Source organism: Kribbella pittospori, from assembly GCF_004331465.1.
In the GTDB taxonomy this organism is placed as follows: domain Bacteria; phylum Actinomycetota; class Actinomycetes; order Propionibacteriales; family Kribbellaceae; genus Kribbella; species Kribbella pittospori.
The window spans coordinates 94,657-107,101 of sequence record NZ_SJKB01000001.1 but is presented as its reverse complement, the minus strand read 5'-3'; the positions used below and the strand labels follow the sequence as shown (position 1 = coordinate 107,101).

At 66.6% G+C, this 12,445-nt stretch carries 14 protein-coding genes; 8 read left to right on the top strand and 6 right to left on the bottom strand.

Annotated features, from left to right (window positions below; genetic code table 11):
* The first annotated feature begins 518 nt into the window (after positions 1 to 518).
* Positions 519 to 1,130, top strand: a complete 612-nt coding sequence (locus E0H73_RS00530) for a macro domain-containing protein (protein WP_131349856.1) — start codon at positions 519 to 521, stop codon at positions 1,128 to 1,130.
* 481 nt (positions 1,131 to 1,611) lie between these two features.
* On the opposite strand, the gene E0H73_RS00525 is transcribed toward E0H73_RS00530, so the two are convergent.
* Positions 1,612 to 1,986 carry a VOC family protein gene (locus E0H73_RS00525; protein WP_131349854.1) on the bottom strand — a complete coding sequence of 125 codons (375 nt, stop codon included), beginning with the start codon at positions 1,984 to 1,986 and terminating at the stop codon, positions 1,612 to 1,614.
* A gap of 596 nt (positions 1,987 to 2,582) precedes the next feature.
* Here E0H73_RS00525 and E0H73_RS00520 point away from each other — a divergent pair.
* Together E0H73_RS00520 and E0H73_RS00515 are read left to right on the top strand one after the other, a co-directional pair.
* Positions 2,583 to 3,413: a helix-turn-helix domain-containing protein gene (locus E0H73_RS00520; protein WP_238163729.1), complete on the top strand. Its 831-nt coding sequence runs from the start codon at positions 2,583 to 2,585 to the stop codon at positions 3,411 to 3,413.
* Positions 3,414 to 3,478: 65 nt separating this feature from the next.
* The gene (locus E0H73_RS00515) at positions 3,479 to 4,060 is read left to right on the top strand and encodes a dihydrofolate reductase family protein (protein ID WP_131349852.1); all 582 of its coding nucleotides are present in this window, start codon (positions 3,479 to 3,481) and stop codon (positions 4,058 to 4,060) included.
* 97 nt (positions 4,061 to 4,157) lie between these two features.
* On the opposite strand, the gene E0H73_RS00510 is transcribed toward E0H73_RS00515, so the two are convergent.
* Positions 4,158 to 4,601, bottom strand: coding sequence for an NlpC/P60 family protein (locus E0H73_RS00510; RefSeq protein ID WP_131349850.1), 444 nt, complete (start codon positions 4,599 to 4,601; stop codon positions 4,158 to 4,160).
* A gap of 188 nt (positions 4,602 to 4,789) precedes the next feature.
* Here E0H73_RS00510 and E0H73_RS00505 point away from each other — a divergent pair, with 188 nt between their 5' ends.
* The 3 genes from E0H73_RS00505 to E0H73_RS00495 all read left to right on the top strand — a co-directional run bounded on the left by E0H73_RS00505 (position 4,790) and on the right by E0H73_RS00495 (position 7,010).
* Positions 4,790 to 5,494: a GAP family protein gene (locus E0H73_RS00505; RefSeq protein WP_131349848.1), complete on the top strand. Its 705-nt coding sequence runs from the start codon at positions 4,790 to 4,792 to the stop codon at positions 5,492 to 5,494.
* A 51-nt stretch (positions 5,495 to 5,545) separates the two neighbouring features.
* Entirely contained in the window at positions 5,546 to 5,998 is a 453-nt protein-coding gene (locus tag E0H73_RS00500) for a hypothetical protein (RefSeq protein WP_131349846.1), read from the top strand.
* Positions 5,999 to 6,203: 205 nt separating this feature from the next.
* Positions 6,204 to 7,010 (top strand): aminoglycoside phosphotransferase family protein, encoded by an 807-nt coding sequence (locus E0H73_RS00495; RefSeq protein ID WP_238163728.1) that lies wholly within the window; start codon positions 6,204 to 6,206, stop codon positions 7,008 to 7,010.
* Here E0H73_RS00495 and E0H73_RS47860 read toward each other — a convergent pair whose 3' ends face one another.
* Positions 7,011 to 7,142: a hypothetical protein gene (locus E0H73_RS47860; RefSeq protein WP_272949103.1), complete on the bottom strand. Its 132-nt coding sequence runs from the start codon at positions 7,140 to 7,142 to the stop codon at positions 7,011 to 7,013. It lies immediately after the preceding gene.
* 642 nt (positions 7,143 to 7,784) lie between these two features.
* Positions 7,785 to 8,738 carry a cyclase family protein gene (locus tag E0H73_RS00490; protein ID WP_202867147.1) on the bottom strand — a complete coding sequence of 318 codons (954 nt, stop codon included), beginning with the start codon at positions 8,736 to 8,738 and terminating at the stop codon, positions 7,785 to 7,787.
* A 303-nt stretch (positions 8,739 to 9,041) separates the two neighbouring features.
* On the opposite strand from E0H73_RS00490, the gene E0H73_RS00485 reads away from it, so the two are divergent.
* Complete coding sequence (locus tag E0H73_RS00485) at positions 9,042 to 9,605, top strand: NUDIX domain-containing protein (protein ID WP_131349842.1); 564 nt, start codon at positions 9,042 to 9,044, stop codon at positions 9,603 to 9,605.
* A gap of 853 nt (positions 9,606 to 10,458) precedes the next feature.
* On the opposite strand, the gene E0H73_RS00470 is transcribed toward E0H73_RS00485, so the two are convergent.
* On the bottom strand, positions 10,459 to 10,800 hold the full coding sequence (locus E0H73_RS00470) for a DUF6547 family protein (RefSeq protein WP_131349838.1): 342 nt from the start codon (positions 10,798 to 10,800) through the stop codon (positions 10,459 to 10,461).
* Positions 10,801 to 10,934: 134 nt separating this feature from the next.
* A complete protein-coding gene (locus tag E0H73_RS00465) occupies positions 10,935 to 11,555 on the bottom strand; it encodes a DUF6985 domain-containing protein (RefSeq protein ID WP_131349836.1) in 621 nt (206 codons plus the stop codon).
* A gap of 227 nt (positions 11,556 to 11,782) precedes the next feature.
* On the opposite strand from E0H73_RS00465, the gene E0H73_RS00460 reads away from it, so the two are divergent.
* Positions 11,783 to 12,376, top strand: a complete 594-nt coding sequence (locus E0H73_RS00460; protein ID WP_131349834.1) for a GNAT family N-acetyltransferase — start codon at positions 11,783 to 11,785, stop codon at positions 12,374 to 12,376.
* Positions 12,377 to 12,445 lie beyond the last annotated feature (69 nt).

The following is a 12,445-nucleotide window of genomic DNA, read 5'->3' as shown; positions in this document are numbered from 1 at the left end:
TCATCGCCACGAGTATGGTCCCGGCCGGAATGCGGCAGAGGTCGAATCGCGTGTTCCAGGAGGGTTGCCCCGGATGATTGCCAACAACACCGAGGGCTGGCATGGACTTCTTCGCCTCCTGCAGCGGCTTCCACGCCGTCGCAATCCAGGAGAACTGACCTGTGCTTCATGAGCTCTGGGACGACCCCGAAGACGAAGGTCTTTTCCTCTTTTGCTTGGCCGGTCCGCACGGCGACGATGCGCGAGGCACGCTTTCACCCTCCGCACGATTGGTCTGGACAGTCGAGGCCGCGAGCCACTTCGAGGCGATGACGCTCTACTACCACCATCAGGACTGGGGGCTGGGACCGATGAACTCTCCCGAGTGGGAACCGGCTCCGATCTGCGGTAGGGCTTAGCGGACTCGTGTCGTAACGTCGGCACATGATCCATGCAGTACGCACCGAAGCCGGCAGAACATGCCGGCACCCTGACCCGAGTCCTGGCACATCATTGGTCTCCTCCCACGGGGCGGCGGCGTGACGCCGCCTAACCTGCTCCTTGTCGACCTCGATGCTGATCTCGTCTCAGCCTGGTGCGGGGTCTTCGCCGAGCAGATCGGCGAGGGCCTGATCGAGGTTCAGCAAGGATCGTTGCTGGACGTGCTGCCGGAAGTCGACGCCGTACTGACGGCAGGAAACAGCTACGGGCAAATGGACGGCGGTGTCGATCGAGCACTCGCCAGGTACTGGCCCAACGTTCAGCGGTCGGTCTGGGCAGCGGTGGCTGACGACTATCACGGCTACCAACCAGTGGGGGCAGCGAGCGTGGTTCCGTCTGGCGGCGAGCCCTGTCGGTGGCTTGTCTACGCACCGACCATGCGCGTGCCGATGCCGCTGTCAGGCGAGCTGGACATCGCCGTACACGACGCTTTCTGGGCCGCCCTGTTGGCCGTCGATCGTCACCCGGCAGCCAACACGGTCACGAGAATCGCGGCGCCTGGTTTCGGTACGGGATACGGCCGCGTGCCACCTGGCCGGGCCGCACAACTCATGGCCGCCGCCTACACCATGTGGCGCCTACCAGCCGCCACGCGCATCTCACAACGCGAGGAGCTACTTCACCGAATCAGCTCGGAGAACACCAACTGACCATCGAGCAGCTCGCTTCTGCTCAGCCGGTTGGGCGGTTCGCGCGACTGCTTGAGCTCGGTCAAGTCGCCGCACCCGGAGCGGAATGAAACGCCTGGATCCAGCACCGGGCCTACACCACCAGCACTGCTGTCGACGCCACCAAAGACGGCGCACCACCGGATACCGCCGCTCGCGCTGATCGCACCATCGCCGTCACCCCTGCGCGCCGCAGCAGCACGCCCTGTTCGTCACGCTCACCCGCGCGAGCGCCAAGACACCGTGGAAGGTCAGAGTAGGACAATTCAAAGAACAAGACGCAAGCGTCGCTCGGCGGTTGTAGTCGTGGTCGCAGTGGTGATGGCTCGCTTGCTGGTCACTCTTGCGTCCTGGGACGGCCAGTAGGCGGGGTCGCTACGCAAGGGGCCCCGGACGCAAATCGTCCGGGGCCTCAAGTCCCCATGGAATCCCCCGGCGGCGCAGGGATTCGTGCGCCGAACCCTCAGGACGGCAGCGCACCATGGACCGCCAGGGCGTACCCGTCGGGGTCCTGGAACATGAACGTGCGGCCGAACGGAGTGTCGAACGGGTTCATCAGAATCGTGACGCCGGCCCCTTCGAGATTGTCGTGCAGTAGCTGCGCGTCGCTGACCCGCAGCGACACCGCGATGCCAACCCCTACCGGTCCCGCGTCGAGGTCTGTGCCGGGCAACGGTTCCCGGATCGCGAACGGGATCGTGGCCGACCTGAACACGATCACGCCAGGCGGCGCGCCGGGCTCACGTTCGAGCCCGAGATGCCCTTCATAGAAGTCGGCCGAACGCTGGAGGTCGCGCACCTGCAACGCGAGAAAGTCAGGACTGGGGGTTTCCGACATGGTTTTCCTCTCCTTCCGTGCGGCTCTCTCCGCCCGGATGGTTATCAGAAGGAGCCGTAGCTCGGGATTCCAGTCGGCCGGTAGCTCGCGACGCCGCCGCCTCACCGGGTTTGCCAGGCGACTGCACGGCTCCATCGAGTGTCACGAACATCTGCACTGCACTATGAGCTTCATCGTGTCTCCCGGCGCCGGCTCGATTCTCTACCGGTACGTCGAGCAGGCACCCTGAGAATCGACAGCGCGCGGGAAATCCTTGCCGTCGCCCCCTCCAGGCGTGCTCCCGAACCGGGCGCCCGGTCGACGGCCCGCCCGACATGCAGCGGTTCGAGCAGCTCCGGTATGTCCACCGGTCAGGTGCTGCGGGTGGGTCGAGCGACTGGCGCGGTCCCCACCTCGCTGCCAGCTACTGCAGATGCGCTGAACCGCAGGTGAGGTGCGTGCTCGCCTTCGCCTCGGCGCAAGCAATCAGGGTGACCGCGGCTGCGGGCGGGCGCTCGTCCGGGATCGGCGCCAGCTCGATCCTGGCGGCAGTGCGGCTGGACCATCCAAGGTCGCGATGCGGGCGGGGTGTCGGCGATGCTGTGGGGGTGGAGTACGTGTCCAGAGTGCCGCGGCCACCGCTGGACGGCCTGATTGACGACCTCTACTACCTGGAGGGCGCGCCGCCGTACGCCCGGCTGACGCTGCCGCCGTCGCCGTCGGCCTTGCTCATCGTCAACCTCGGGGCGCCGTTCCGCATCCGCGGCGGCACCGACAACGAGACGGCCGAGTACGCCGACGGCTGCGTGGTCACCATGCCCACCCGCGCGTTCGAGTTCGGCTACCCACTCCGGACCCGGTCCGTCGGCGCGCACCTCAAGCCGTGGGGGCTGGCGCCGTTCGTGCCGATGCCCGCGGCCGAGCTGTGTGACCGGCCGGTGACGATCGAGCAGGTCTGGGGCCGGCCTGCTATTGCTGAGCTGCGAGACCGGCTGGCCACGGCGGACGGACCGTACGAAATGCTGACGCTGCTCGAGGAGGAGCTGATGCGACGGCTGTCCGAGACTTCCGGCCTGGGGCTGGTCCGCCACACGAGCGGCGTCATCGCGGCGACCAGCGGGGCGGTGGCGATCGGCGACCTGAGCGCGGCGGCCGGTGTCAGCACTACCCATCTGGCACAGCGGTTCAAGGAGCTCATCGGCGTCACGCCGAAGCGGCTGGCCCGCACCTACCGCTTCACCGCCACCGCGTTCGCGATCGACCCTGCCGGACCGATCGACTGGGGCGAACTCGCGGGTCGCGCAGGCTACTTCGACCAGGCCCACTTCGGCCATGAGTTCCGGGCGTTCACCGGGCTCACGCCGACCCGGTACGTCGAAGTTCGGCGGCGGTTTCTGCGCGAACATCCCGGCCACGTGTTCGACGGCTGGCCGCTGCCGGCCGATTGATTTCTTACAAGAGCGACAGCTCACGACACGCTAATTTTGGGGCACCCCAAGCAGAGGAGCGCCCCGTGGGCACGGTGGTCATGTACAGCTCGGTGTCGGTGGACGGCTTCATCGCGGACGAGAACGATCAGCCCGGACCGCTGTTCGACTGGTTGACCAGCGGTGACGTCCCGTTGGACGAGAGCGGCGCGTTGAAGGTGTCGCAGGTGTCCTACGACTACACCCGGGCGTACTGGGACCAGATCGGGGTGACGGTCGCCGGTCGCCACGTCTTCGACCTGACGGACGGTTGGGATGGGAAGCCTCCGGCCGGGATCGACAATGTGGTCGTCGTGACGCACCGGCCGCAGCCCGAGGGCTGGGACCCCGAGGCGCCGTTTCACTTCGTCGACGGCGTCGAGGCAGCCATGGCCAAGGCGCAGGAGCTTGCGGGTGACCGCATGGTCGAGGTCGCCGCCGGCGACGTCGGTGGCCAGGTACTTGCCGCGGGCCTGATCGACGAGGTGCGCATGGACGTCGTACCCGTCGTGTTCGGGTCCGGCAAGCGCTACTTCGGGTCGGTCCACGCGCAGCACCTGTTGGAGGATCCTGACGTGGTGATTCAGGGCAACCGGGTGCTTCACCTGCGCCATCGGGTGCGCCGTTAACCGATCCGAGCGGGGCGCGCCACGTGGGCTCACGGGCGGGTATTGAGCTGGGATCGATGAACTATGGCGATCACGTGACGCGGCGCGCTTCTGCCTGCTAGTTCTGGTTTCCGGGAGGCTGGGTAGCGATCACGCGCTTGATGCCGATCAAGACCCGGTAGCGCTCTCGTGACGCGAATCCTGTCATCTTCCAGACGGCCGGGTGTCCTGTCTCTGCACAGAGGTGCAGCACTCGTCCGTCGTCCACACAGACCCCTACGTGGGCGCCGTAGGCATCGTTGGTGGCGTTGAATAGCAGCAGGTCAAGCGGCTGGGCGACCGATACGCGGGCTGTCGTCTTCGTATCGGTCCATAGTTCACTTGACCGCAGAGTAGGCGGAGCCAGATCGAAGTACCGAAGAACCTCGTAGGCGAACAGTTGGCAGTTCGCACCCAGCGCGAGGCCGGGACGATCGGTCACTGCGCGGGACCCCGGAAAGCGGCTGCCGACGTACGGGACGGTCCAGAAGGCCGCCGGTAGTTGCTGGAGCACCCGATCCATGAACACATCATGGAGGGGTCCTGAACTTCACCTGGGTGGCGGCGACCGTCTTGTTCGACGGCTGCGGGAACGTGGTGGTCGCTGATGGGCTGCGGGGCAGCGGGAGCTGCCGACTTGCTGGCTGGGGCTTCTCCACTGGGGCGTTGCGTTTCGGGTGCGGGATACTGCGGGTGACGGGACGGCCGGGGATGCCAGTCCGGGAAGCCTCGTCGCGGGTCGAGATCGGAGATGCGATGGGGCAGGCGCTGCTGACGCTGATACCGCTGGCCCTCGCGGCGGCGCTGAGCAGCGTCCCCATCACCGCCACCATCTTCATCCTGCTGTCGGAGAGCCGCGGCCGCTCCGGCCTGAGCTTCCTGGCCGGCACGGTGATCGGCACCTTCGCCACCGTCGCATTGGCGGCTGTGGCAGGCCATGCGCTTCCCGGACGACCTCGCGAACATGAGGCCCTCGTCGGGAAGTTGGAGGTGGTGATCGGCAGTGCCCTGGTGCTGCTGGGCGTGGTGACCCTAGCGCGTCGGTCCCGCGCAGGGAGCGGACGTGGACCGCGCTGGCTGGACAGCCTCGGCACGGTCGGCATCCTGCCCGTGTTCGGCATCGGCCTGGCGCTGAACCTTCGTCCGAAGGCGATCCTCCTGGCGGCGGCCGCGGGCCTGGCAATCGTCGGGGTGGACTTGGGGTTCTACGACAACCTCGGTCTGGTGGTCATCTACACAGCGATGGCCACCTGCACCGTAAGTGTTCCCATCGTCGCGACGATCCTGTTTCCGCGGCGGATGGAGCCTCGCCTCCTCTCCGCGAAGGGGTGGATCGCCGCTCACTCCAGCACGGTCGGTGCCACGATGATGATCCTGATCGGCGCCTTCGTCATCGGCGTCGGGGTGACCGGCTGAGCCCGCCGCGCGCCGGCTCGGAGATCCCATATCCAACCTAGGATTCAGAGGATGAACGACCAGATCGATCATCACGAGGTGGAGTCGGTCACCTGCTTAATCGACGGCGTCGAGCACGTGTGCTCCCTGGAGGAGACCGCGACGCCGGACTCACACTGGACGCTGGTCCTGACAACTCCCGACGGGACGAAGTGGACCGGAGCCGGCCAGGGCCTGTGGACAGCGTTTGTTGAACTGCGGCGTCAGCTCGAACCACTCGGTCACCGGATGTGCTGTGCGGGCGCGAGGATCGACGCGCACATGCGCGGTGGCAGATGGACGGGCGGCGACATCGTCGACATTCTGAGCCGGCGGACCATGCTCGGGATCCGGCACAAGGCTTTTGTCTTCGACTACGCCCCGCCCGCCAAGATCGCCACCGTCGACGAGCAGTCGGCCCGCACCGACCGATGGTTCCACACCCCCTGGTGGCGAGCCCTCCTCCCCGGCGACCCTGTCCGCTGAGCTTCGGTGAGCGAATATCACGTCGGCCGTCCAGCTTGCGAGGCTACGCGTTCGGTCCGCTGCGGTGGTGGCCGTGGCGGTTAAAGATCGCGACTGGCGGGTTCGCTCGCTCTAGGCTGCCGGTGTGAGCCTCGACATTCCTGACCAGGTCCGCAGAACGGTCATAGCCGACGGGAACGAATCCTGGCTGGACGAGCTGCCGGGCGTGGTGGACTCGCTGGCCCAGGAGTGGTCTCTGATGATCGGGCCCAGCTTCGCGGGCGGTCACGCCGCCCTGGTCGTCGAGGTGACGCTGGTTGACGGAACTCCGGCGGTCCTCAAGATCGGTGTGCCAGGTCGGGACGTCGGGCCGGAGGCCACGGTGTTCCGCCTGGCGAACGGAGGGGGATGCGCCAAGCTGTTGAACGAAGACGTGGGTCGACAAGCCCTTCTGCTGGAGCGCCTCGGAGCTCCGATGTACGACGTCGTGGCCGACCCTGCAAGCCGCCACGACTTGCTGTGCGATGTGGCGGTTCGCCTGTGGCGTCCGATCGGTCCCGACGTTGACCTTCCCACCGGCGCGAAGTTGGCTGAGCAGTACGCCGATCGGCTGCCGAAACTCTGGGAGCAGGCGGGGCGACCGTGTACGCCGGCCACCGTGGCGGACGCGCTGGATTGCATGAATCGTCGTCGCCTTGCCCACGACGATCGGTCCGCGGTTCTGGTCCACGGTGATGTCCACGAGATGAACGCCCTGCAGGCGAGTGACGGCAGCTACAAGCTCATCGATCCAGCCGGGCTGCGGGCAGAACCGGCCTGCGATCTCGGCACCATCGTGCGTTGCAACCCGGATCTCGGCGATGACCTCTGGGCGCGGACCGAGCTGCTGGCTTCTCGCACGGGCGTGGATGCCACCGCCATCTGGGAATGGGGAACCATCCACCGAGTCGTCAGCGGCGTCTATGCCTGCAGTATTGGCTTTCAGCCCTTCGGCGATCTGCTGCTGGCCGAAGCGGACCGCCTCACGGCGTAGTCAGCCGTCCCACGGCAGGCGGCGCTTAAGTTCGTCATGGGTCGGTGTCATCCCTCGGGCTGCCATCACGCGCACCTTCTTCAGGTTCGAAAGTGACAGCAGCGGCCTGTAGTCCAGGTCGTCGGCGATCAAGGTGTGGAGTACGAGACGCTCGAGTTGGGGCAGCTGGGAGAGGAACGCGACCGACTCCAGGCGGACGTTCCGTGAACCACCCAGTCTCCGCCGAGCTCCAAGTCTTTGACCGCTCGCATTTCCCGACAGGACTGGCATCGACGAGACCCCGTAGCCCCTCAACCAGAAGGGATTCCACGCGCTGAAGACCTGCAAGCTGAGCTACGTTCCGGATCCTGGAGGCCCCGCCGAGGCGCAGGGTGTGCAGCTGAGACATGTTGCTGAGATGGAGAGGTCGTCGTAGTCGCCCCACTTGACCGCGAGCGACGTCAACTGGTGCTGATCGGGCAACGCGTCGAAGAGCCGCTTAGGTGTCCGAGTCGTGAAGCGCAGCGACCGGATTGGAGTCGGCCCCGACCTGAAGAACTCAACCCACTCGTCGACGATCTGGCGCTTGCGCCGCTCCGAGTAGGCCGAACCTAGCTGAGTCGCCGCAATCATGACCGAAGCCTCGTCGGAGTACTCACCAACCTCGACGAGCACCCGCCCGCCACCCGCCCGATCCCGTGACATGCCAACATTCTTGCACCGGGCAACAGACATAGCCGCGCAAAGACCAGCTGGGAATGGTAACCGGATGTCGAAGCCGGGGGCCGCGGTGGGTCAGAAGGTGGCGATTGGGTTGACCGGGCTGCCCGACGTACCGGCGAAGCGGACCGGTGCGACTGCGAGGTGGAAGTCCCACTGGCCGAGCTCGGCAGCCGTCGTCGCGCACACCTCCAGGTCGCAGTTGTCGAGCAGCCACAGACCCATCGCAACGAGGCTGACGGCGTGAACCGGCATCAGTACGTCGTCGTACCCCGACGGCTGAACGTCCTGTGGGGTGTCAGCGCCGATCAGCGCGACCTCCCTTTCGTGCAGCCACGGCAGGCAGGACGCGTGCCAGCCGGCCTGCGTGATACCGCCGGCCGCACCGGCTTCGTGCCGAGCGCGGCCATAGCCAGTCCGCAGGAGTACTGCGTCGCCGGGGCGCACCTGCACACCCTGGCGGCGCTCGGCCTCCTCGAGATCCTCGGGAAACACACCCTCACCCGGTTCCAGCCACGGCACATCGCGGACCCTTGCAACGTCCAGCAGGACACCCCGCGTGATGATCCCGTTCGCCGCCGCCGTGACGGCCGCCCACGCCGATCCCTTCGCGGCGGCGACCAGGGAATGCGACCGTCCGTTGTACATCGCGCCGTCCCAGAAGATGTGGCACGGCGAATCGACGTGGGTGATCGTGTTGCCGTGGAACATGATTCCGAGCCGCTCGTTCGAAAAGCCCCAGCGCCGGTCGTTGTGGAATGCAGCCGGCATGTGCTCGGCGCCCGGCATCTCGGCGGCGCACGGGCACGTCGTCGTGGACCGCTCCATCTCTTCTGGTACGGCGACCTCCCATCCGCACGAAACACTCCTGCCGTGGCGCACGGCCCGCGCTGCCGCCAGCCGGACGTCGTCGGTGATGTGGTTCAGAGTGCCGAGCTCGTCATCGTCACCCCACCGCCCCCAGTTCGACAGCGTGTCGAAGTACCCGAGCACGTCGTCCTGTGTGGGCATCGCTCGCTCTGCCGTCATCCCACCATCAACTCCTCAGGTCACGCGATCCGAGCCGCCAAGGCCGCTGAGCTGGTATGACACCAGAGCAGCGGGTCATCAGTCGGCCGGTCAGGGGGCCGGTCACACCTCTGGCACCGGTAGCCGTTCATATTGCCAGGGACCGATCAGCCGGCAGCGGTGGACTGGCCCCCTGGAGGCTCACGGCTGCGCGTCCGGCGACCGTCCGTCAACGTCCATGGATGTCCGACCGCATGCCACCCGTTGTCACTCGGCCAGTCACTCACGATGTGATCTGCCAGTACATCCGGTCGTCCCCTGCCTATGACAGGCTTGCGGGCCGGCGACTGGCCCTCTGATGATGTGTCGATCAACAAGTCGCCTGCCACGACGAGGCTCAGACGTGCTGTCCGGGCGGTCATCCTGGCCGATGATGACAGCGTCCTGCTGTGCCGCTTCAGCTTCCCGCATCCAGCTGTACCGACGGGCGCAGCAGGCGTATGGGCGGCCCCCGGCGGCGGCATCGAGCCCAATGAACTGCCGTTGGCGGCACTGCGCCGGGAGCTGCACGAGGAGACGGGGCTTGTCATTGACGCCGACCCGCCTCACGTCTGGCATCAGGAGGTCGCCGCTCCGAGCCGTGCGGACGGCTACGACGGGCTGGTCAACGACTACTTCCTCGTCCGCACCACGCGCTTTGATCCCCGCGGCGCGCTGTCCGATGACGACCTCGCCGCCGAGCACATCAGCGGGATGCGATGGTGGCGGCACGGAGACATCGCCGAGTATGGCGGAACCGACCTGTTCTCACCCCGAGACATCGCCACACCGCTGGCGGCCCTGATCGCCGGTGACATCCCACGCACACCAGTGACGCTCGGCCTGTGATCTCTCTGAGCCCTTCACAACGCCCGATCATTCCCCCGACAGGGCGGACGATCTGACACCGGGCTTGAGCGCTGCGGACTGGACGCCTCGGCAGCTGCGGCACGGCTTCGTGTCGTTGCTCAGTGCCAAGGGTGTCAGCATCGAACAGATCTCAAAGTTGGTCGGGCGCAAGACCAGCCAAGTCCATGCCATTCACACGTGGCCCTGGAGGGTCAAGGCTGCGCGCCCGGCGACCGCCCGTCAACGGCCCTAGATATCCGGCCGCCCGCCACCCGTGGTCACTGAGTTAGTCACTCAGAATGTGATCCGCCAGTAGACCCGCGACACGTGTCCGCGACCCGATTCGCCCATTACCGGCCCAGACGCGTTCATCTCGGACGAGGCCAAGGTCGCGTTCCAGGACGGAGCGATTGCGCCAGGCAGCGGCATCACACCCGAGGTACTGAGGGCGCTTGGGGCGAGGGACCTCGGCGACTACCGCGGCCACACCGTCCAGGTGCTCGCAGTCTCGCGCGTCACCGCCGCGTTCCACACCGACCGCGGCCTGCGAAATCTGCCCGCCTGGGAGGTTCACGTCAGCCAGACCCGTGGTGCCCTCGCCGGAGCTGTCAGAACGATGGGCCGGGGTTCGGCATCCACCGGGAAGTCGTCCCACAGTCGCAAAGCGGCGCGGGCACCACTGCTGGCAAGACGATCCACCCCTCCACTGTAGGGATGCGCCTGACCCGCATCGCTCGGATCTGCCGAATTCAGGACGTTGCGGAAACGACCCCCTAGCGATCCGAGTGCCGGTCATCCTAGCCACCATCAACGGGCTGCTGGGTCTGGCCGGGCAACGCGTTGAGGACCGGGCTCATCGTTCCGATGGCCAGGGCCAATCGTCGAGGCGCCCGACGAAGTCGTGGAACGGTGTTCCCTCATAGCCGTCTTGGAATGGCTCGACCTGGGCTTCATATAAGACGACCAGCGTCTCGTGAACGCCACCGACGAACTCCTGCGCCAGCATCTGTGCGAGCACCTCTCGCTCGGCCGGCGTCAATCTCCGCAACAGTTGGTTTACGGCCGGCTGGGCCGGCACGTCGATCCTGGCGTTCCACAGCCCGGAGCGGACACGCTTGGCACCAATCTGCCCCTGCCCAACCCTGCAGGCCAGAGCAAGTCGGTCGATAAGTGGCCCTGTAGCCAGTCCGGTCATCGGTCACGCCACGAATGATGCCCCAGCGCGCGACCTGGCCCACAGCCGCCGTCCCAGCCACCACGCGGGGAACGCACGCACCTGCCGCCGATACTGAGGCGCGATCATGCCGATGTGCGGATAGACGCGCTCTTCTAGAACGGGCTCCAGTAGACGGCGTCCTCGGGGATCGCGTCATCGCCGAATGCCGCCCTGTTCGTCAGGTGGCCGTCGACCTGCCCCACCTTCAACAACTGCCAGCCGTCCTTGAACACGAGCTCCAGCCCGTGTTCGGCCTCCCAGGCACATTCGTTCTCAACGCTCACGTACCAATGCGATCCGCCGCGCTTGACCCACACCTCGTCGCCGAAGGTTACGAAGCCCCAGACCCGGTCGGCGCCGGATATCGATGGAAACCGTGGCTCGTCGGCGTAGCGGACTGCGAAGTCGCGATAGTAAGCCCACACATGATCGCCGGCTTCGCGCTTCAATCCGGCCGCGGTAAGGGCACAAAACGACTGGACGGTCGCGGTGAGGCTCACTGCCTCGGAAGGCTCGAACCCGTCGACGATGAATCGGCAGCGGTTTCCGAACGCCTGAACGTCCAGCGGCTCACTGGCTAGCCAATCGAACTCATCTTCAGACAGTGCGCCTAGGCCCGGAATGGTGACGATCATGAGCGAAGTATCGGCCCCTTCGAGCGCACTCGGGTCGCCTGGTGAAGATCCGCGCTCTTCTGCCGCGACGTGGCCGTCCTGAGCGATGTGCGAGGCCACGTACCGCAGTGTCGCCAGGACGTCACCTCGTGAGCAACGCACGGATCTGCCGCTGAGCGTGCACGATCATGCCGATGTGGGGTTGCGGCGCTCCGCCGCATCCGATTCCGAGCCCTCAGAGACGCGCGCCGCCGGCGGGGGCGTTCCGCTTGCCTTTGCCCGGTCCGCGCCGCCTTGGTCCGCGCACGTTTGGCTGCAAAGTATCCGTCCGGTTCTAGGATCGCAGTATGGCTGACTTCACCTGGCTCCCGGCCAACCGCGCAACGACTGATGACGTCGACGCGGTGTTCGCCACGGGCGGCGCCCGCAAGTGCCGTTGCCAGGCCCTGAAGGTGCCGGGATGGATCTGGCGTGACACCACCCAGGAGCAGCGAGACGCCGCGCTGCTCGAGCAGACCGCCTGCGGCACCACCGGCCCGACGTCCGGGCTGATCGGGTACGTCGACGGCGAGGCGGCCGGCTGGGTGGCGGTCGAGAAGCGGGAGAACTACCCCCGGCTGTGGAGCCGGAAGCAGGCGTGGATGCGGATGGACCCCGAACTGGAGGGCGTCTGGTCGGTCACCTGTTTCGTCGTGCGCAAGGGGCGGCGCCAGTCGGGGCTGACCTACGAGCTTGCCGCTGCCACGGTCGAGTACGGCCAGCAGGTCGGCGCCCGCGTCCTGGAGGGCTACCCGATCGAGCCAGCACCAGGGAAGTCCGTGATCTGGGACGAGGCGTCGGTGGGGCTGGTGCAGGTCTTCCTCGAGGCCGGTTACGAGGTGGTCGCCTCGCCCACCCTGCGGCGGCGCGTGGTGCGGCGACGACTGAGCGGCGCCTCATGACCGTCGCCAACCTAGCCAGCCCAGGACTTCATTCCGCAGTCTCACACCTGACCCGGAAGCGCCCGCTCA